17 protein-coding genes are annotated in these 20,653 nt (G+C 62.5%); 9 read left to right on the top strand and 8 right to left on the bottom strand.

Annotation, left to right across the window (positions count from 1 at the left end):
- Window positions 1–55 precede the first annotated feature (55 nt).
- Complete coding sequence (locus TG4357_RS15470; protein WP_058263794.1) at window positions 56–736, bottom strand: arylesterase; 681 nt, start codon at window positions 734–736, stop codon at window positions 56–58.
- Between TG4357_RS15470 and TG4357_RS15465 the strand changes: the two genes are divergently transcribed.
- The 3 genes from TG4357_RS15465 to TG4357_RS15455 all read left to right on the top strand — a co-directional run bounded on the left by TG4357_RS15465 (window position 735) and on the right by TG4357_RS15455 (window position 5,096).
- Entirely contained in the window at window positions 735–1,427 is a 693-nt protein-coding gene (locus TG4357_RS15465) for an ABC transporter ATP-binding protein (protein WP_058263793.1), read from the top strand. The two genes, TG4357_RS15470 and TG4357_RS15465, sit on opposite strands and share 2 nt — an antisense overlap.
- On the top strand, window positions 1,424–3,940 hold the full coding sequence (locus TG4357_RS15460; RefSeq protein WP_058263792.1) for an ABC transporter permease: 2,517 nt from the start codon (window positions 1,424–1,426) through the stop codon (window positions 3,938–3,940). The genes TG4357_RS15465 and TG4357_RS15460 overlap by 4 nt, the downstream gene beginning before the upstream one ends.
- A 91-nt stretch (window positions 3,941–4,031) precedes the next feature.
- Complete coding sequence (locus tag TG4357_RS15455) at window positions 4,032–5,096, top strand: YeeE/YedE family protein (protein ID WP_058263791.1); 1,065 nt, start codon at window positions 4,032–4,034, stop codon at window positions 5,094–5,096.
- Window positions 5,097–5,138: 42 nt separating this feature from the next.
- On the opposite strand, the gene TG4357_RS15450 is transcribed toward TG4357_RS15455, so the two are convergent.
- Complete coding sequence (locus TG4357_RS15450) at window positions 5,139–7,334, bottom strand: primosomal protein N' (protein WP_058263790.1); 2,196 nt, start codon at window positions 7,332–7,334, stop codon at window positions 5,139–5,141.
- An 83-nt stretch (window positions 7,335–7,417) separates the two neighbouring features.
- Between TG4357_RS15450 and fsa the strand changes: the two genes are divergently transcribed.
- From fsa to TG4357_RS15430, 4 genes are all read left to right on the top strand, one after another.
- On the top strand, window positions 7,418–8,071 hold the full coding sequence (gene fsa, locus TG4357_RS15445; RefSeq protein ID WP_058263789.1) for a fructose-6-phosphate aldolase: 654 nt from the start codon (window positions 7,418–7,420) through the stop codon (window positions 8,069–8,071).
- A gap of 266 nt (window positions 8,072–8,337) precedes the next feature.
- Complete coding sequence (locus tag TG4357_RS15440; RefSeq protein ID WP_058263951.1) at window positions 8,338–9,042, top strand: DUF484 family protein; 705 nt, start codon at window positions 8,338–8,340, stop codon at window positions 9,040–9,042.
- Window positions 9,039–9,962: a tyrosine recombinase XerC gene (locus tag TG4357_RS15435; RefSeq protein ID WP_058263788.1), complete on the top strand. Its 924-nt coding sequence runs from the start codon at window positions 9,039–9,041 to the stop codon at window positions 9,960–9,962. The genes TG4357_RS15440 and TG4357_RS15435 overlap by 4 nt, the downstream gene beginning before the upstream one ends.
- A gap of 21 nt (window positions 9,963–9,983) precedes the next feature.
- Window positions 9,984–10,688 carry a CDP-alcohol phosphatidyltransferase family protein gene (locus TG4357_RS15430; protein ID WP_425329299.1) on the top strand — a complete coding sequence of 235 codons (705 nt, stop codon included), beginning with the start codon at window positions 9,984–9,986 and terminating at the stop codon, window positions 10,686–10,688.
- Between the two features lie 261 nt (window positions 10,689–10,949).
- On the opposite strand, the gene TG4357_RS15425 is transcribed toward TG4357_RS15430, so the two are convergent.
- Together TG4357_RS15425 and ileS are read right to left on the bottom strand one after the other, a co-directional pair.
- Window positions 10,950–11,402 carry a methylated-DNA--[protein]-cysteine S-methyltransferase gene (locus TG4357_RS15425; protein WP_058263787.1) on the bottom strand — a complete coding sequence of 151 codons (453 nt, stop codon included), beginning with the start codon at window positions 11,400–11,402 and terminating at the stop codon, window positions 10,950–10,952.
- Window positions 11,403–11,457: 55 nt separating this feature from the next.
- Window positions 11,458–14,379 (bottom strand): isoleucine--tRNA ligase, encoded by a 2,922-nt coding sequence (ileS, locus tag TG4357_RS15420; protein WP_058263786.1) that lies wholly within the window; start codon window positions 14,377–14,379, stop codon window positions 11,458–11,460.
- Window positions 14,380–14,637: 258 nt separating this feature from the next.
- Here ileS and TG4357_RS15415 point away from each other — a divergent pair, with 258 nt between their 5' ends.
- A complete protein-coding gene (locus tag TG4357_RS15415; protein WP_058263785.1) occupies window positions 14,638–15,045 on the top strand; it encodes a group III truncated hemoglobin in 408 nt (135 codons plus the stop codon).
- Between the two features lie 126 nt (window positions 15,046–15,171).
- Here the strand turns inward: TG4357_RS15415 and TG4357_RS15410 are convergent, their stop codons facing one another.
- Genes TG4357_RS15410 through TG4357_RS15400 form a run of 3 tightly spaced genes read right to left on the bottom strand, consistent with a single transcriptional unit; the run spans window position 15,172 to window position 18,016 of the window.
- Window positions 15,172–16,158, bottom strand: a complete 987-nt coding sequence (locus TG4357_RS15410) for a YcjF family protein (RefSeq protein ID WP_058263784.1) — start codon at window positions 16,156–16,158, stop codon at window positions 15,172–15,174.
- Entirely contained in the window at window positions 16,155–16,604 is a 450-nt protein-coding gene (locus TG4357_RS15405) for a GNAT family N-acetyltransferase (RefSeq protein ID WP_058263783.1), read from the bottom strand. The genes TG4357_RS15410 and TG4357_RS15405 overlap by 4 nt, the downstream gene beginning before the upstream one ends.
- Window positions 16,601–18,016 (bottom strand): YcjX family GTP-binding protein, encoded by a 1,416-nt coding sequence (locus TG4357_RS15400; RefSeq protein ID WP_168370980.1) that lies wholly within the window; start codon window positions 18,014–18,016, stop codon window positions 16,601–16,603. Before TG4357_RS15400 ends, TG4357_RS15405 begins: the two co-directional genes overlap by 4 nt.
- Before the next feature lie 141 nt (window positions 18,017–18,157).
- Between TG4357_RS15400 and truA the strand changes: the two genes are divergently transcribed.
- Window positions 18,158–18,952 (top strand): tRNA pseudouridine(38-40) synthase TruA, encoded by a 795-nt coding sequence (truA, locus tag TG4357_RS15395; protein WP_058263782.1) that lies wholly within the window; start codon window positions 18,158–18,160, stop codon window positions 18,950–18,952.
- Here the strand turns inward: truA and TG4357_RS15390 are convergent.
- The gene (locus tag TG4357_RS15390) at window positions 18,925–20,178 is read right to left on the bottom strand and encodes an NAD(P)/FAD-dependent oxidoreductase (RefSeq protein ID WP_058263781.1); all 1,254 of its coding nucleotides are present in this window, start codon (window positions 20,176–20,178) and stop codon (window positions 18,925–18,927) included. The genes truA and TG4357_RS15390 overlap by 28 nt on opposite strands.
- Window positions 20,179–20,653 lie beyond the last annotated feature (475 nt).

Raw genomic sequence — 20,653 nt, 5'->3', positions numbered from 1 at the left:
CCTCCCTTTGGCGCCACCCTATGCCCGGACGGTGAGGGATGACAATCACTGCCGGTTACTGTGCCCGGTCGATCAGTTCAATCACATGCGGCCCCAGAGATTGGACGATCAGCGCCACGCCGTCGGCATTTGGATGGATGCCGTCGGGTTGGAACAGATCGCGCAGTTGCGCCGGGTCGTCAGTGCCCAGACCTTCGAAAAAGCTGCGAACATAAATCGCGCCGAATTCCGCCGCCAGATCGGGCCAGATCGCGTTGAATTCGCGGCTGTAATCGGGGCCGAAATTGCCCGGTGCCTGCATCCCGACCAACAGGACATCGACGCCTTTGGCCTGCGCCACCTGCAAGATGCCGGTGATATTGGCGCGGATCAGGCCGGGATCGGTGCCGCGCAGCACGTCATTGCCGCCCAGCGCCAGAATCATCCCCTGCACATCATCGGTCAGCGTCCAGTCGATCCTTGCCAACCCGCCCGACGTGGTATCGCCCGACACGCCGGCATTGATCACCCGCGCAGTGGCGCCATGATCGGCCAGCCAGCCGCGCAATTGCGGCACGAACCCGTCCTGTTCGATCAGCCCATAGCCTTGGGTCAGGCTGTCGCCAAAGGCCACCAGAGAGACCGGTGCGGCCAAAACCGGAGCTGGCAGAAGCAGGATCACCGCCGCAAGGGCCTTGCCGCGCAGGGCGCAGGCCCCATATGACACGAAAGCTTGAAAAAATTGGTAAAACCGCATGTCTGATCCCGTTCTTTCCCTGACAGATGCAACCCTTTCGCTGGATGGCAATGCCGGGCGCGTGAAAATACTTCACGGCATTTCGCTGGATGTCCAGAGCGGTGAAAGCCTTGGGCTGGTGGGACCGTCCGGGTCTGGCAAATCTTCGCTGTTGATGCTGATGGGCGGGCTGGAACGGGCCAGTTCGGGGCATGTGCGGGCGCTGGGACAGGACCTGACCACGATGAACGAAGATCAGCTGGCCCGGTTCCGGCGCGGCAATATGGGCATCGTGTTCCAGTCTTTTCACCTGATCCCGACCATGACCGCGCTGGAAAACGTCGCCACGCCGCTGGAATTGGCCGGGCATGACGACGCGTTTGATCGCGCCCGCGAAGAATTGCGGGCGGTCGGGTTGGAAGACCGGGGCGATCATTATCCGTCGCAAATGTCGGGCGGGGAACAACAGCGGGTGGCGCTGGCGCGGGCCAGCGCCCCACGCCCGAAGATTTTGCTGGCCGATGAACCGACCGGAAATCTGGACGGTGCCAATGGCGCGGCAATCATCGATCTGCTGTTCGGGCTTCGCGACCGGCATGGCGCAACCTTGGTTCTGGTCACCCATGCGCCAGAGTTGGCCGACCGCTGCGACCGGGTGGTGCATCTGCGCGATGGCCGGATCGAAGAAACCAGCGCCGAGGCCGTGGCATGAGTTTGAAAATTGCCGCGCGGCTGGCCCGGCGTGAATTGCGTGGCGGGCTGAAGGGGTTTCGCATCTTTCTGGCCTGCCTGACACTGGGGGTGGCGGCGATTGCCGCAGTGGGCAGCGTGCGCGCCGGAATCGAAGCCGGATTGTCGCGCGAAGGGGCGGCCTTGCTGGGCGGTGATGCCGAAATGGAATTCACCTACCGCTTTGCCAGCGCAGACGAACGCGCTTGGATGGCGGCGCGGGCGGTTGCGGTGTCCGAGGTCAGCGATTTCCGGTCGATGGCCACGCGCGGCGACACCCGGATGCTGACACAGGTGAAATCGGTCGATGACGCTTATCCGCTGGTCGGCGCGGTCGAGTTGCAGCCCGACATGGAATTGAGCGCGGCGCTGGCGGGGCGGGACGGTCTGCCCGGCGCGGTGATGGACCCATTGTTGATCACCCAGATGGAAATCGCGGTGGGCGACAGGTTCCGGTTAGGCACGCAGGATTTCGTGTTGAGCGCCGCGTTGGAGCGCGAACCAGATAGCGCCGCGGACGGGTTCGCGTTGGGGCCGCGCACGATGGTGCGAACCGCCGATCTGGAAGCGTCCGGCCTGTTGGCACCGGGGACGCTTTATAGCAGCAAATACCGGCTGCTGTTGCCGCCCGGCACCGAATTGAACCCGTTGAAGCAACAGGCGATGCAGGCGTTTGAAGACAGCGGGTTGCGCTGGCGCGATGCCCGCAATGGCGCACCGGGGATCAAGGCCTTTGTCGACCGGATCGGGGCGTTCTTGATCCTTGTCGGCCTGTCCGGGCTGGCGGTGGGCGGGGTTGGCGTGTCGGCGGCGGTGCGGGCCTATCTGGCCGGGAAAACCGAAGTGATCGCCACTTTACGCAGTCTTGGCGCGGATCAGCGCACGATATTCCAGATCTATTTCCTGCAAATTGGGGCGCTTTCGCTGCTGGGGATCACGCTGGGGCTACTACTGGGGGCCGGGGTGCCTGTGGTGATCGGGCCGCTGTTGGCGGCGCAATTGCCGGTGCCGTCAGAATTTACCGTTTATCCCGCGCCACTGATCGAGGCGGCGATCTATGGCATGCTGACCGCGCTGATTTTCACCCTGTGGCCGCTGGCGCGCACCGGCGAGGTGCGGGCCGCGACGCTGTTTCGCGATGCCATGGCCGGGGCGCGGGCGTTGCCGCCGATACGCTATGTCGTGATCACGCTGGCGCTGACCGGGATGCTGATCGGGGCAGCAATCGGGTTTTCCGGCACCTGGCGGCTGACGCTGTGGACCACGGGGGGGATTTTGCTGTCGCTGGCGGCGCTGGCGCTGTCGGCGCGGGCGATCCGCAAGCTGGCCCATGCCTCCGCGCCGCTGGCACGGGGCCGCGCGGCGCTGCGTTGGGCGCTGGCCGCGATTGGTGGCGCGCGGGACGAAGCCACCCCGGTGGTGTTGTCATTGGGGCTTGGCCTGACGGTGCTGGCAGCGGTGGGACAGATCGATGGCAATCTGCGCAACGCGATTGCGCAGGACCTGCCGGACAAGGCACCGTCGTTTTTCTTTGTCGATATTCAGAAAGATCAGATCGACGGTTTTCTGGCCCGGTTGGACCAAGACAAGGCCGTTAGCCGGGTTGAACATGCGCCGATGCTGCGCGGGGTGATTACCCGGATCAATGACCGCCCTGCCCGCGACGTGGCCGGTGATCATTGGGTATTGCGCGGTGATCGCGGCATCACCTATGCCGCTGACCGGCCCGAAAATACCAAGCTGACTGCGGGCGAATGGTGGCCGCGTGACTACAGCGGGGCACCGCTGATCAGTTTCGCCGCCGACGAGGCCGAGGAAATGGGCCTGCGCTTGGGCGACGCGATGACCCTGAATATTCTGGGCCGCGACATCACCGGCACCATTGCCAGTTTCCGCGAAGTGGATTTTTCCACCGCCGGGATGGGGTTCATCCTGGCGATGAACGAAACCGCGTTGGCCGCTGCGCCGCATAGTTTCATCGCCACCGTTTATGCCGACGAGGCGGCGGAACCAGCGATTTTGCGCGATCTGACCGGGGCTTATCCCAATATCACCGCAATCCGGGTGCGCGATGCGATCGACCGGGTTTCAGCGATGCTGGACGGGATCGCGGCGGCGACATCCTGGGGCGCGGCGGCGACCTTGGTGACCGGGTTTCTGGTGCTGATCGGGGCGGCGGCGGCGGGTGCCCCGGCGCGCAGTTACGAAGCGGCGGTTTTGAAAACGCTGGGCGCGACGCGGTGGAAGATCCTGCGCAGTTTCGCATTGCGATCGGCGCTGCTGGGGGCGGCGGCGGCCTTGGTGGCGTTGATCGCGGGGATTTCAGGTGGCTGGGCGGTAATGCATTTCGTGATGGAAACCGGGTTCGAGGTGATCTGGCCCTCGGCGCTGGGGATCGTTCTGGGCGGCGTGGCGGCGACGGTTCTGGCCGGGATCGGCTTTGCCTGGCACGCGTTGAATCTGCGACCGGTGGAAACGCTCAGGGCGCGGGAATGACGGGCGGGCCCTGCCCTGCCTGATCTGAATCAATGAAAAGTGAATATGTTTGTGATGAAATAGCCGCGACGCGAGACAGGGAGTCGTGGCCATGGAATTGCTCGATATCGTTGAACGGATTGGAGAAGCGCCGACAGCCGCCTTGATGGGGCTGGCCACCGGTGTGGTGTTCGGGGTTGCGGCGCAGCGATCGCGGTTTTGTCTGCGTGCGGCGACGGTGGAATTTGCCCGTGGTCAGATGAATGACAAGGTGGCGGTTTGGCTGCTGACCTTTTCCACCGCCGTGGTCTGGGTTCAGGCGGCGCAGCTTTTGGGGCTGATGCGGGCCGAAGACGCAAGGATGATGGCGGTGCCGGGCAGTTGGTCCGGCGCGATCATTGGCGGGCTGTTGTTTGGCGTCGGCATGGTTCTGGCCAAGGGCTGTTCGGGACGGTTGTTGGTGCTGGCGGCGACCGGCAACCTGCGGTCGGTGGTGTCGGGGCTGATTTTCGCGGTGGTGGCGCAGATGAGCCTGCAAGGCATCCTGTCGGGATGGCGCGACAAGCTGGCGGCGCTGTGGATCACCGACGGCGGGCGCAACATGGACTTGCTGGCCGTTTTTGGCCTGCCGAAATGGGCCGGTCTGGTGCTGGGCATTGCGATTGCGCTGTTGGCGCTGGAATTGTCGCGGCGCAACCGGATCGGGGTTTCGCGGTTGTTTTTTGCGTCAGGCGTCGGGTTTTCCGTCGCCCTGGGATGGGTTCTGACCTTTGGGTTGAGCCAGGTCGCGTTCGACCCGGTGCAGATCGAAAGCGCCACCTTTACCGGCCCGTCGGCGCATACATTGATGTTTTTCCTTGAACGCGACGCAGTGCTGGAATTTGATGTCGGGCTGGTGCCGGGTGTGTTCATCGGATCGTTCTTGGCGTCGTTCCTGATGAAAGAATTCAAGCTACAGGGTTTCGACGGTCCCGCGACCATGCGTCAAGCGATGATCGGCGCGGCGCTGATGGGGTTTGGCGGCATGTTGGCGGGTGGCTGTGCCATCGGCGCGGGTGTCACCGGCGGGTCGATCTTTGCCGGCACCGCTTGGTGTGCGCTGTTCTTCATGTGGGTCGGCGCGATGGCCACCGATATTTTCCTGAATCAGCCCGCGCTGCGCGCGGCGACCAGATAAGCGGCGACTTCGGCCGCGATCTGCGGCGCGAGAGGCAATCGGTCAGTAAAAGCTTTGCGGGTCGATATCGACGGTCAGGCGCATCTGGTTGGGCAGTTTGAACTGCGCGATCCAGCGTGACAGCGCCGCCTGCAACGGCGCGGATTTGTCGGCCTTGACCAGCAGCCGCACCCGGTGGCGCCCGCGAATACGGGCAATCGGGGCCGGGGCCGGGCCGAAAACCTGTGCCCCGACCTGTCGTAACGGGGCGTTGCGCCGGGCCATGTCGGTGCCAAGGTCGAACACCGCCTGCGGATCGGGCGAGCTGAGGATGATCCCGGCCATGCGGCCAAAGGGCGGCACCCCGGCATGGCGGCGTTCTTCGGCTTCGGCGCGCCAGAACCCTTCTTCGTCACCGGCCAGAATGGCGCGGATCACCGGGTGTTCGGGTTGATAGGTCTGCAACAGAGCGGTGCCTTTGCGTTCGGCCCGACCGGCGCGGCCCGCGACCTGCCGCATCAGTTGAAAGGTGCGTTCGGCGGCGCGCAGGTCCGAGCCTTGCAAGCCAAGGTCGGCATCGATCACCCCGACCAGCGTCAGCAGCGGAAAATTATGCCCCTTGGCGACCAGTTGGGTGCCGATGATGATATCGGCGGCCCCTTCGGCGATTTCGGCGATCTGGGCCTTTAGTTCCCGCGCGGTGCCGAACATGTCGGAACTGAGCGTGACGACCTTTGCATCGGGGAACAGTTTCACCGCTTCTTCGGACAGCCGTTCCACCCCCGGTCCGACCGGGGCCAGACGGCCTTCGGCGTCGCAATGGGGGCATTTTTCCGGCATCGGTTTGGTTTCGCCGCATTGATGGCAGACCAGCCGTTTCAGGAACCGGTGTTCCACCATCCGCGCATCGCAATGGTCGCAGGCGATCTGATGGCCGCAGGCCCGGCAAATCGTCACCGGCGCATAGCCGCGCCGGTTGATGAACAACAACGCCTGTTCGCCCTTGTCGATCCGCGCCTGCACCGCCCGTTGCAGGGTGCCCGAAATCCAGCGATCGGACGGCAATTGTTCGCCGCGCATGTCGATCGCTTTCATGTCTGGCATCACCGAAGCGCCGAAGCGGCTGGTCAGGGTCAGTTTGTCATATTTGCCCGCTTCGGCATTGGTCCAGCTTTCAAGGCTTGGCGTGGCCGAGGCCAGAATCACCCGCGCGTCGCACAGGCTGGCGCGCAGAACCGCCATGTCACGGGCATTATACAAAACGCCGTCTTCCTGTTTGTAGGAATTGTCATGTTCTTCATCGACCACGATCAGACCAAGGTTTTGAAACGGCAGGAACAGCGCAGACCGCGCCCCGATCACCATCTGCACCCCGCCCTGCCCGACCATTTTCCAGATTCTTCGGCGTTCGGTCATGGTGACGCCGGAATGCCATTCTGCCGGTTTGGTGCCAAAGCGGGCTTCGACCCGGGTCAGGAATTCCGCCGTCAGCGCGATTTCCGGCAGCAGCACCAGCGCCTGACGGCCTTGCCGCAGACATTCGGCCACCGCTTCGAGATAGACTTCGGTCTTGCCCGACCCGGTGACACCGCGCAAAAGCGTGGTGCCATAGCGGCCGGTTTGCTGTGCGGCACGCAGCGCGGCGGCAGAATTTGCCTGATCCTCGGTCAGCGCCTTGCCGCCATGATCGGGGTCCATCACCGGGAACGGCAGATCGCGTGGCCGGTCCTGTTCCAACACCACGCCCTGTTTGACCAAACCTTTGACCACGCTGGTCGAAACCCCGGCCATTTCGGCCAGTTCCTTCAACGTGAAGGCCAGCCCGCCATAATCGCGCAGCACCTCGACCACCCGTGTTCGGGCATCGGTTTTTCGGTCCGGTTCGCCACTGCCGAGACGGTAGATTTTCTGCATCGAAGGTGGATCGCCCAGCCCCGGCGCGCGGGTGGCCAGCCGCAGCATCGCGGCCATCGGGGTCAGGGTATAATCGGCAGCGCGGGTCAGGAAGGCGCGCATTTCTTCGCGCATCGGAGCGACATCCAGCACCCGGATCACCGAGCGGATTTTCGAGCGGTCATAATCGCCCTTGCCGGCGCCCCAGACCACGCCCAGCACCTTGCGCGGGCCCAGCGGCACCTCGACGAAGGCACCGCGCCAGCAGCCGCCTTCGGGCGCTTTGTAATCCAGAACACGATCCAGCGGCTGGGTCGTCAGCACGCCGATTAGATCGCCCTGATCAAAGAAATCCTGCTCGGTCACGGGTCGCCTTTTTTGGGTTTCGGGTATAGTCTCTATGGGGTAAAGCCAAGCCGAGCAAAGTCCAACCCATTCGAGGCCCCGAGATGAAATTCTTTGTAGATACTGCCGAATTCGATGCCATCGCCGAGCTGCACGAGTTGGGCATGGTCGATGGTGTGACCACCAACCCGTCGCTGATCAAGAAGTCCGGCCGCGACATATTAGACGTGACCAAGCAGATCTGCGATCTGGTCGATGGTCCGGTGTCCGCCGAAGTGACCGCAACCGATGCCGACACGATGATCAGCGAAGGCCGCAAGCTGGCCGGGATCGCCGAAAACATCGCCGTCAAGGTGCCGCTGACCTGGGACGGGTTGAAAGCCTGCAAGGTGCTGAGCGATGACGGCCACATGGTCAACGTGACGCTGTGTTTCAGCGCCAATCAGGCGCTGTTGGCGGCCAAGGCGGGCGCAACCTTCATCAGCCCCTTCATCGGCCGGATCGACGATATCGGGCTGGACGGGATGGAGCTGATCGAAGATATCCGCACGGTTTACGACAATTACGGGTTCGAAACCCAGATCCTGGCAGCGTCGATCCGGTCGGTGAACCATGTGCTCGATTGTGCCCGGATCGGGGCCGACGTGATGACCGCACCGCCCGCGGTGATCAAATCGCTGGTCAACCACCCGCTGACCGACAAGGGATTGGCGACCTTCCTGGCCGATATCGACGCGGCCGGTATCAAGATCCTGTAAACCGTCCCGGATCGCGAAGACACGGGCGCGCCGGTTGGCGCGCCTTTTTTATGGCTGGCGGTTGTGACCGGCAGAAACCCGCACGGCGTTATTCACAGGCACCTGTCAAAGTAACACATTGGTTTCGTGTCGTTTCGCAAAGTTTTCCACAAAGCGTTTGGGAAAGGGCAGGCAATCGGGGCCAATTTTTGAGTTTTTCAGTGAAAAACATGAAGAAATCCCGCGAACCATCTGTTACGGTTAGGCAAAAGATGAATGATGGACCGATGAGCAAGCCCAAGATCAACGACCAGTTGCGCGAACAGATCATTTCGCAGCCCGATGTTATCCTTGACGATCAAGACCTTATGCATGCGCTGATCGCAGCGAATGAACGGGCGATGGGCGGCAATATCGTCGATCTGCGCGGTATCGCGATGGAACGGCTCGAATCCCGGCTGGACCGGCTGGAAGACACCCATCGCAGCGTGATCGCCGCCGCCTATGAAAATCTGGCCGGCACCAATCAGGTCAATCGTGCCATTCTGCGCATGCTGGACCCGATGGAATTCGAAGTGTTCCTGCGCGATCTGGCCGGACCGGTGGCCGATATTCTGCGGGTCGATTGCGTCAAGCTGGTGCTGGAATCGGTGCAAAATGACGAAGAACCGGCAGTGCAGCGGCTGGGCGATGTGTTGTCGGTGGCCGAACCGGGCTTCATCGCCGATTACCTGACCCAAGGCCGCAATATCCCGCTGCGTCAGGTCACTTTGCGGCAGATTCAGGACGGCGCGCCGGAAATCTATGGCGACAAGGCCGATTGGATGCGGTCCGAAGCCTGCCTGAAACTGGATTTCGGCGCGGGCCGGTTGCCCGGCATGTTGGTGATGGGCGCCGAAGACCCGCATCAGTTCAGCCCGCAACAGGGCACCGACCTGTTGGCGTTTTTCGCCGCCGTGTTCGAACGTTCGATGCGCCGCTGGCTGTCATGAGCCTGATCTCTCCGGCGGCGCGGGATGCCCTGCAACGGTGGCTGGAGGGACAAAAAGCGCTGAACGACGCGTCGGATCACACCATCGCGGCCTATTCCCGCGATGTGGGCGATTTTCTGACTTTCATGACTGAACATAAGGGCCAGACCCAAGGGTTGACGCCGCTGTCGCAGATCACCGTTTCGGATATGCGCGCCTGGATGGCTTTTACCCGGTCGGGCAAGGTCGGATCGCGGTCCCTGGCGCGCAAACTGTCGGCGGTAAAGAGTTTTTATCGCTGGCTGGCAGAACGCGAAGGGTTCGAACCCACCGCCGTTCTGTCCACACGGATGCCGAAATTCACCGCAAAACTGCCCCGCCCCTTGGACGAGGATGCCGCGCGCGACATGATCGACACGGTCGAAATGCAGGCGGGCGAAGATTGGGTCGCGGCCCGCGACGTGGCGGTTGTGACCCTGCTTTATGGCTGCGGATTGCGGATATCCGAGGCGCTGGGATTGACCGGGCGCGATGTGCCGCTGGCCGATAGCCTGCGCATTCTTGGCAAGGGCAACAAGGAACGCATGGTGCCGGTTTTACCGGCAGCAAAGGCGGCGGTTGCACGCTATGTCCGGTTGTGCCCGTTCCCGATGGACCCCGATACCGCGCTGTTTCGCGGCGTGCGCGGGGGCGCGTTGAGCCCGCGTATCATCCAGAAGGGGATGGAACAGGCGCGAATGCAGCTGGGCCTGCCCGCCACAGCCACGCCGCACGCGATGCGGCACAGTTTCGCCACCCATCTGTTGAATGCGGGCGGTGATTTGCGGGCGATTCAGGAACTTCTGGGCCACGCATCCTTGTCGACCACCCAAGCCTATACCGCGGTGGACTTGACCCGCATCTTGGAGGTATATGACAGAACCCATCCGAAAGCAGGCTAAGCCGCGCAACAGGGATCTGGAATGGTTATTACAAACGAATTCAAAGCGTTATCGGTTCACCTGCTGACCGCCACCGGGGCGGTATTTGCCATGCTGGCGATGCTGGCAGCGGTGGACGGAAAGTGGAGCCTGATGTTTCTGTGGCTGGTCGTGGCCTTTGCCGTGGATGGGATCGACGGGCCGTTGGCGCGGCGCTATCACGTCAAACATTACGCGGCGCAGTTCGACGGCGTGCTGTTGGACCTGATCATTGATTACCTGACTTACGTGTTCATTCCGGCTTTTGCGCTGTTCAAGTCCGGGCTGTTGCCGGGCTGGACCGGTTGGTTTTCGATCATCATCATCACCTTTGCCAGCGCGATGTATTTCGCCGACACGAGGATGAAGACCAAGGACAATTCCTTTTCGGGGTTTCCCGGATGCTGGAACATGCTGGTGATCGTGCTGTTCGCGCTGACGCCGAATTTCTGGGTCATCCTGACGCTGGTCACGGTGTTGGCCGCCGCGATGTTCATGCCGTTGAAATTCATCCATCCGGTGCGGACTGAACGGTGGCGCGGGCTGTCCCTGCCGGTGGCGCTGGCTTGGACCTTCTTTGCCGGTTGGGCCGCCTGGGTCGATTTTCACCCCGACAGCTGGGCGCATTGGGGGTTGGTGGCGACCTCGGTCTACCTGTTGCTGGTCGGGATCGTGCAGCAGGTCGTGCCGGAAAAGCGGGCCGCCTGAGTTATCCACAAAATGTTCGAAATGGATAAGCTATATCCCATTTTATGTGGATATATCCAATAATATGACTCTTATGTGACAGGTTCATAGCGCGGTCTTTCCACCGGGACCGGGTCGTGACCGGGCAGCGGATGTTGCAATACATGTGGCTAAACCCCGGCAAGTTATCCACAAATTGCTGCATCAAGACAAGTTTACCCGTGTTTTCTGTGGATAGACTTCAATCACCGTCGCATTTGTCCAGTTTTACCGGGTCTCAGGTCAAATCAGCAGCCCTGCAGCGCCTTCGTGTTTCAGCAACCAGACCTTGGTTTCCACCCCGCCACGACCGGAAAACCCGCCCAATCCCTTGCTGCCCAACACCCGGTGACAGGGGATCAGGATCGGGATCGGATTGCCGCCACAGCCCTGCCCGACCGCCTGTGCCGGGACTTGCAAATTCTTTGCCAAGTCGCCGTAGGTTCTTGTTTCTCCGAATGGAATAGCAGTGATCGCGGCGCAGACCCGACGTTGAAAATCCGATCCGTCCACCCGCAATGGCAGGTCGAATGCGGTCCGGTCGCCGTTGAAATATTCGGTCAGTTGGTGCGCCGCCTTATCCAGCAATGGCGACCGGTCGGAATGGCTGCCGCACCAATCTGCGCGGGTGATGGCACCAGTGTCTTCGGTCAGGGTGACAGCGCCGGTTGGCGTTTCAACAGTCAGCCGTAACATTAGGACATTCCTTGTAAAAATGGCCCCAAACCGGGTTTGGGGCCATTTCTGTGGTTCAGTTCAGCGCCTCATCGCAGCGTTTGCACGTGCCCGGATGGGCGTGGGTGCCGACATCGGGCAGGATTTTCCAGCACCTTTGACACTTTTCACCCTCGGCTTTTTCGAACACCACACCAATGCCTTCGATTTCCGGCAAGCGGAAGGCTTCGGACGGCACCGGATCGCCGGTCAGCACGATATCGGAAGTGATGCAGATATCGTCGAAACTGACGGTTTTCAGCGCCGCCAAGGTTTCGGCGTCGCGCACATGAACCACCGGGGCCGCTTCCAAGGACGCCCCGATCACCTTGTCGGTGCGTTGCAATTCCAGCGCGGCGGTGACGACGCGGCGGGCCTGACGGACCTGCGCCCATTTCGCCGCCAACGGTTCATTGAGCCAATTGGCCGGGGTTTCGGGGATATCGACCAGATGGATCGAGCTGTCCGCGCCGGGGAAGCGTTCAAGCCACACTTCTTCCATCGTGAACACCAGGATCGGGGCCAACCAGGTGGTCAGGCGGTGGAACAGGATGTCCAGCACGCTGCGCGCGGCCCGGCGTCGGGCCGTGTCGCCGTCGCAATACAGCGCGTCCTTGCGGATGTCGAAATAGAACGCCGACAGGTCCACCGTGGCAAAGTTGAACACGGCCGAAAACACGCCTTGGAAATCATAGGATTGATAGCCGTTGCGCACCTTGTGATCGAGTTCCGCCAAGCGGTGCAGCACCCATTGTTCCAGTTCCGGCATGTCGGCGGGATCGACCCGGTCGGCGTCAGAAAATTCATTCAGCGCCCCCAGCATGAAGCGCAGCGTGTTGCGCAACCGGCGATAGCTGTCCGCTACGCCCTTGAGGATTTCCGGGCCGATCCGCTGATCGGCGGTGTAATCGGTCTGGGCCACCCAAAGCCGCAAGATATCGGCACCGTATTGCTGCACGACCTTTTCCGGCACGATGGTATTGCCCAGCGATTTGGACATTTTATTGCCCTTCTCGTCCAGCGTGAACCCATGTGTCACCACGTTGCGGTAAGGCGCACGGCCCTTGGTGCCACAAGCCTGTAACAGGGAAGAATGGAACCAGCCGCGATGTTGATCGGTGCCTTCCATATAAACATCGGCGATGCCGTCGGCGGTGCCATCGGGACGGTCGCGCAACACGAAGGCATGGGTCGAGCCGGAATCGAACCACACGTCGAGCACGTCAAATACCTGATCATAGGCGTCCGGATCGACGATGCCGCCAAGGAAACGATCCTTGGCGCCGTCACCATACCAGACATCGGCGCCATCGGCTTCGAAGGCTTCGGAAATGCGGGTATTCACGGCGTCATTTCGCAGCAGGAAATCGGGATCGGTCGGCAGCACGCCCTTCTTGGTAAAGCAGGTCAGCGGCACACCCCAGGCGCGTTGCCGGCTCAGTACCCAGTCGGGGCGGGATTCGATCATCGAATACAACCGGTTGCGCCCGGTCTGCGGGGTGAATTTCACCAGTTGATCAATCGAGGTCAGCGCCCGTTCCCGGATGGTATCGCCATAGCTGCCCTGACCGTCGTCGATCTTGCGGTCGATGGCGGCGAACCATTGCGGCGTGTTGCGGAACACGATCGGGGCCTTGGACCGCCAGCTATGCGGATAGCTGTGGGTGACGCGGCCCCGCGCGATCAACCCGCCCGCTTCGACCAGCTTGTCGATCACGGCAGCGTTGGCCTTGTCTTCCTTGCCCTTGTGGTTGAACACCTTGAGCCCGGCAAAGAACGGCACATGCGGCAGGAATTCGCTTTCTTCACCGACATTGTGGGTCATCCGGTCCAGCCAGCCCCGCTTGACGAAACATTCATAGTCGTCGGCGCCGTGGCTGGGCGCGGTATGCACGAAACCGGTACCGGCATCGTCGGTGACGTGATCGCCATCGATCATCGGCACGTCGTAATCCCAAAACCCGTTCGCACCGTCGATCCCGGCAAAAGGATGCGACAGGGTCAGCGTGTCCAGTTCCTCGGGCGCAACATCGCGCAGGCGTTTCCACATGCCGTCCTCAAGCCGCGCCTTGACCAGCACGTCTTCGGCCAAAGCATCGGCCAACAGGTATTTGTCGCCCACTTTGCACCAGCATTCGTCCGGCGTGCCGGTGATTTCATAAAGCCCGTAAGCGATTTTCGGGTTATAGGCGACGGCCTTGTTGGACGGGATCGTCCAAGGGGTCGTCGTCCAGATCACCGCCTTGACACCTTCCAGATCGCCGGTGCCGTTCTGTGCGGCGAAAGGCACCCAGATCGTGTGGCTCTTGTGATCGTGATATTCGATTTCGGCCTCGGCCAGCGCGGTTTTTTCCACCGGCGACCACATCACCGGTTTCGAGCCTTGATAAAGCGTGCCGTTCATCAGGAATTTCATGAATTCTTCGGCGATCACCGCTTCGGCGTGGTAATCCATCGTCAGATAGGGATCGGCCCAGTTCCCGGTGATGCCCAGACGCTTGAATTCATCGCGCTGGATATCGACCCATTCGGCGGCAAAGGCGCGGCATTCGCGGCGGAATTCCACCACGTCAACGGCATCCTTGTCCTTGCCCTTGGCGCGGTACTGTTCTTCGATCTTCCATTCGATCGGCAACCCGTGACAATCCCAGCCCGGCACGTAACGCGCATCAAAGCCCATCATCTGATGGCTGCGCACGATCATGTCCTTGATGGTCTTGTTCAGCGCGTGACCGATATGCAGGTGACCGTTGGCATAGGGCGGGCCGTCATGCAGGGTGAAGGGCTGGCGGCTGCCATCCTTGGCCTTGTCGCGCAGGCGGTCATAGATGCCCATTTCCGCCCAGCGGTCAAGCCAGCCGGGTTCGCGCTTGGGCAGGCCCGCGCGCATCGGAAAATCGGTCTGCGGCAGGTTCAGGGTGGATTTGTAATCGAGGGTCTCGGGGGTATCGGCGCACATTGCGGGCGTCCTTCAGGATATAGTCGTCTGTCAGGGTTCAGGGGCGGCGCGGGATGCCATACGCCTTGTCCCGGCGGCTCGTCTCAGATCAGAGCGCCGGGCAAATAATTCGAATGATAATGGCCATATTCTGCCTCATGACCGGCTTTATAGGCCGCTGCGCGGGCAGCGTCCAGTGGCGGCAAACGCGGCGCTTTGGCCCCTTTCGCAGCCCCGCAGCTTCGCGCTAAACTCGGCCCGAAGTCAGGAGTATTGACGATGACAGCCCTTCCCCCGCGTTTTGACGTAACCCGCGATGACATCGAACGGGTGGTGACAAGCTTCTACGCGCTGGTGCGCCAGCATCCCGGTCTGGGCCCGGTCTTTGCCGCCCATGTGACCGACTGGCCCGACCATGAGGATAAAATCGTGCGGTTCTGGGCCAATGCCATCCTGCATGAACGCGGCTATGACGGCAATCCGGTGCAGGTTCACCGCGACGCGGGCAATGTCCGCCCCGGCATGTTCGAAATCTGGCTGGCCCTGTTCGACCTGACCCTGCGGACCGAACTGCGCCCAGATCAGGCCGCGTCCTGGTCGGCAATGGCCCACAAGATCGGGCGCAGCCTGCGCGCCGCCGTGGTGGAAAAGATGCAAGGCCCCGGCGGGGTGCCGATCCTGCGCTAACCCCGCCCGAACCGCGGCTGCCCCCCCCCCCCCGTGCTTAACGCCGCAAGACCGCTTCTTCTGTTCAAAAATATCCCGGGGGAATCGTTGAAAATAGAAGATTTTCAACGATGGGGGCAGCGCCCCCTATTTGGCAAACAACCCCGACAAAGCCCCCGACACGATCGCTGACACGCTGGGCCGTTTCTGCCGTGAAAACGGCAACGGTCGGCACACTTCCATCGCGGCGACCCCAACCCGGGCGGTCAGCGCGCCGTTGACCACGCCTTCGCCGAACCGGCGCGACAGTTTCGACAATATCCCGCCCCCGGCCAGCGATCCCAGCATGTCGTCGCCCATCGCCACCGCGCCGGTGGCCACCAGATGCGCCATCACCGCCCGCATCAGCCGCCAACTGCCCAAAGTGCCCGACCGGCCGCCATAGATTTCGGCCACCCGGCGGATCATTCGCAGATTAGAGGTCAGCGCCGCCGCCACATCGGCCAGGGCCAGCGGCACCAGTGCGGTCACCGTCGCCACCTGCCGCGCCGCCGCCTGCACCTCGGCCTGCGCGGCCTTGTCCAGCGGTGCCAGCACTTCCGCTTCGGTCAGGTCCAGCAGCGCCGAGGCGTCGAATTGTTCCCCCTGCCGCTGGGCGAACCGGTCGCGCGCCCAGCCCAGTTCGGGACGATCCCGATACAGCCGCAACACACCGTCGCTGACCTGCCGCGCCTTGGCCAGATCCTCTTCTGCCAGCGCCTCGCTGGCGCGCTTGTGCAGCCCGTCGATCCGTGACAGCCGCGAAAACGCCGCCAATTCACGGATCACCGCGATTCCAACCGCCAACAGCAGCGCAATCCCCAAAATCGCCACCGCCATGCCCAGCAGCGGCGACCGCGCGACCAGCCCGGTCACGAAATCCCACGCCGCCACCGACACCACAGCGCCGATGAACGCCAATGCCAGCCCCCAGATCCAGCGGCCCAGCCGGGACGGCCGCCGCCCCGCCACCGCGATTGCCGATTGCATCGCCGCCGTTTGCGGCAGGCCCGCGTCGGTCACCGGCGGGGCGGTGTCAGGCCCCGGCGCGTCGGGGGCATGTTCCAGATCGATCAGGATTGGTCCCTTGGTCATTGCGCGGTCTCCTTGCGCCAGGTCATTTGCAGATCGGGCAGGGTTTCATCGTTGCGCGCACCATCGCTGCGGTCGGTTTCAACGAAACCTTCACGGGCATAAAATCGCCGGGCGCCGGTATTGGCCTGAAACACCCAAAGCCACAGCCGGTCGCTTTGGCTCTTGGCCCGGTCCAGCAGCATCTTGCCGATGCCTTGCCCGCTGTGATCGGGATGCAGGTAAAGCGCGCAGATCTCCGCCCCGTCACGGGCCAGAAAGCCGATGACGCGCCCGGCGCGTTCGGCCACCGTGACCCAGCCGCGGTCGATCATCGTGCCGCAATACCCGATGGTTTCGGCCCCCGAATACAGATCGGGCAGCCAATCGGTGAGGCTGTTGACCCGGTGCAGGATCGCCCCTACCTGCCCTGCATCCAGCGGCCCGGCAGCGCGCAGCGCCACGGTCATAACCGGTCCCCGATCAGGAACTGCGCCGCCCGGTCAAGCCGGATATGCGGCGGGCCTTCGCCCGGTTTCAGGATCAATGCGGCAGGGGCGAAATTCATCACCTCGTAATCGGCTTCAAGCCAGCTTGCCGCGCCTTTGCGCGCAGGCGACAGCAATTGCGCCGGGTCCGTCGGCAGATCGCCGGGATAAAACGCGGCGCGTTTGCCGGTATCGAGCAACCGGCCGCGCACGCAATCGATCTGACGGCCGTCATGGGTCAGGGTGTCTTCGGTAGTGGCGCGCAGCGATGCCAGCGCCAAGGCCTGGGTATCCGCCCCGGCGAAATCGGCACGTGTGCGCGCATCGCGCAGCAGCGCGTCCATGATCGCGGTCAGGCGGGCATGTTGCGAATGATGCAGATGGTCGGATTTGGTGGCGGCAAACAGGATCTTTTCCACCCGCTTGGCCCCCAGCAGCCGGGCCAGAAACGCCGTCCGTCCGGGCCGGAACGCCGACAGGATGTCGGCCATGGCAAGGCGCAAATCCTCGACCGCGCGGGGGCCGGAATGGATCGCGCCCAACGCATCGACCAGAACCACCTGACGGTCGATCCGGGCGAAATGATCCCGAAAGAACGGTTTGACCACCTGCGATTTATAGGCGTCGAACCGGCGCTGCATTTCGCGGTATAGCGATCCGCGCGGTGCCGCTGCCAGCGCCGGCAGCGGTGCAAAGGTCAAAACCGGCGACCCGGCCAGATCGCCGGGCAACAGGAACCGCCCCGGGGTGCAGTCGGAAAAGCCTTCGATCCGGGCCTTTTGCAGATAGTCGGTATAGCTTTGGGCCAAGCGCTGTGCTTGGCCCTCGTCATGGCTGGCGGCGCCATCGACCCCGCCCAGCGCGCCAAGATAGTCCTGCGCCGAAGCGCGCCCGGCGATCCGCGCCAGCATGCTGTCGGACCACTCCGCGTAACTTTTGTCCAGCAGCCCAAGATCAAGCAGCCATTCGCCGGGATAATCAACGATATCGAGATGCACCGTGCGCGGCCCCTGCAATCCCGACAGCAACCCCTTGGGCCGCACCCGCAGCGACAACCGCAATTCGGAAATCGTGCGGGTACTTTCGGGCCAATGCGGGTCCGGCCCGGTCAGCGCCGCCAGATGGGTTTCAAATTCGAACCGGGGCACGGTGTCGTCGGGCTGCGGCTGCAAAAAGGCCGCTTCGATCCGGCCATCGGCGGCGGCGACCAGTTGCGGCATCCGGCCGCGATCCATCAGGTTGGCAATCAGCGACGTGATGAACACCGTCTTGCCCGACCGCGCCAAGCCGGTCACGCCGAGCCGGATCACCGGTTCGAACAGGGTTTCAGACAGGGTGTCGCTGACCGCCTCGATCTGCCGGGTCAGACCGTCTGCCAATGTGCTGATGACCAAGGGTCCGCCTTTCATGTCGCGCCTCGTGCCCAACATAAGCACAGGCCGGGCCGGGTAAAACCACTTGTGTTTCTTCTTGGCAAAAATACTCGAAAATTCCCGCCGCTTCCCAAATGCGCAAATTTGCTTTATGGGCGCGCCATGCCCAGATTTGCCCTTCATATCGAATATCACGGTGCCCCTTTCGTCGGCTGGCAGCGCCAAACCGATCAGCCTTCGGTTCAAGGCGCGATCGAGGCCGCGCTGGCGCGGCTGGAACCGGGGCCGCACAATATCGCAGCGGCCGGACGGACCGATGCCGGGGTGCATGCGATTGCGCAAGTGGCGCATTGCGATCTGGAAAAGGATTGGGACCCGTTCCGGCTGTCGCAGGCGCTGAATTACCATCTCAAACCGCAGCCGGTGGCGATCCGGGCCGCGGCGCGGGTCGGGGACGATTGGCATGCACGGTTTTCGGCGCGCGAACGGCGCTATGTGTTCCGGTTGCTGATGCGGCGGGCCCCGGCCACCCATGATGCCGGGCTGGTCTGGCAGGTGCCGCAGCAGTTAGACCCCGAACCGATGCGGCAGGCAGCGCAATACCTGATCGGCAAGCATGATTTCACCACGTTCCGGTCCACCATCTGTCAGGCTGCAAGCCCGGTCAAAACGCTGGACGAGTTGAGCATCACCGAAGTCGAAGGCTGGTCCGGCCCCGAATTGCGGTTTTTCCTGCGCGCCCGGTCCTTCCTGCACAATCAGGTGCGTAGTTTTGTCGGCACGCTGGAACGGGTCGGCACCGGGTCCTGGACCCCCGAGGATGTGCGCGACGCCTTGGCGGCGCGCACCCGCGCCGCCTGCGGGCCGGTCTGTCCGCCGCAGGGGCTGTATCTGGCCGGGGTCGGTTATCCGGACGACCCGTTCGCGGATCAGCCCGCAAACCGGCCCGGATCATAAGGGGCCATATCGATATTGGGGTGTTTTCCGGTGATCATCTGCGCCAGCAATTGCCCGGTCTTCGCCCCGCCGGTCAGCCCGACATGATGATGGCCAAAGCCCAGATAGGCACCGGACCAGCCCGGCACCGCGCCGATCACCGGCACTGAATCTGTCAGCGTCGGACGGTGGCCCATCCATTCGGTGGCTTGGTCCCAGCGCAGGTCGGGCATCGCCGTTTTCAGATGTTTTCTCAACAGATTGAACGGGGCCCGCGACGGTCCCGCCTGCAACCCGCCGAATTCCACGATGCCAGCCAGCCGCAACCGGCCTTCCATCGGGGTGATCACGAAAGACCCCGAAGTCATCATTACCGGCGCTTTCGGCATGATCGAGGGGTTCCAAAGTTCAATATGATAGCCGCGTTCGGTTTCCAGCGGTATATTCAGCCCCAGTTCGCGCGCCAATGGCCCCGACCACGCACCGGTGGCGATCAGCACCGCATCACCGTGCAGCGGTCCGGCATCGGTTTGCACCCCGGTCACCCGGTCGCCGTCGCGGATCAGGCCGGACACATCGGCGCGGCGCAATTCCCCGCCCTGTGCGACCACATGGGCGGCAAGGTCTTTGACATATTGGCCCGGATCGGTGATCCGGCCATGCCCCGGCAGCGCCGCGCCGAACCCGATGCCCTGCCCGAAAGACGGATCATAGGCGCGCAGCGCTTCGCCTTCGTATTCCACCGGGTCGAACCCGAATTGGCGCTTGATTTTCCAGCCATAGTGATCGGCCAGATACGCGCGCCGGGACGGGTAGAGATAGACATAATCCGACCCGATGATCCATTTTTCCGCCCCGGTCCCGGCGGCAAGGGTTTGATGATCGGACAGGCTGTCACCGATGATCGGATACAGCGCCTTGGCGGTGCGTTGCACGCCGCGATCGGTGGCATGGCCAAGATAGCGCAGCAGCCAAGGCATCATTCGCGGCAGGTAGGACCAACGCAGGAACAGCGGGCTTTGCGGGTTCAGCACCATGCCCGGTGCTTCTGTCCACAGGCCCGGCGTGGTGACGGGGACAATGGCACAAGAGGCCAACACGCCGCCATTGCCGAAAGAAGCGCCTTCGGCCGGGCCGGCGCGATCGACCAGCACGACCTGATGGCCTTCACGTTGCAGCCAGACCGCCGCGGCGACACCGATGATGCCCGCCCCGACAATGATCACCCGTTTGGAGTGTTGCGCCATTTCAAAGCCTTTCCGATTCCGGGCCGACAGTAATCGGGAAAGCGCCGCTGCGAAATGGTGGAAAATTATTCCCGCACCGTGGCTTGGGGTTGGCACGTGATTTGCAAAAATTCACCTGCAGCAACGGATGTTACGCGTGTGACCCCGGACGGTTCTGGGACTTGCGGCCGGTCTCGCTTCTTGATCTCTCCTTAGCGGGGGACCGGTCGTCGGGAAACCGCCCCGGTGTCATACGCGTCATCCACTGCTTTTCAGTCTGATTTTGCGGTGAAATCCAAGCGGTTCCCTGATTTGGGACCGCCACCTGCCGAGCAAGCCGCGTTTGTGACGGAAATTCCCCTTAAAATGCCGGATGTATCCGATCGGAAAGTCCAGAACCCCGTTATTCGGGCAATAACGGCATTTCAGCCTGAACAAGGTCATTTCTGCGATTGCCGCGCCAGACCGTGCCTTTTACCACGAAGGTTGACCCCAA

The organism is Thalassovita gelatinovora (assembly GCF_001458355.1).
Taxonomy (GTDB): Bacteria; Pseudomonadota; Alphaproteobacteria; order Rhodobacterales; family Rhodobacteraceae; genus Thalassobius; species Thalassobius gelatinovorus.
This window is presented reverse-complemented; position numbering and strand designations above follow the sequence as displayed.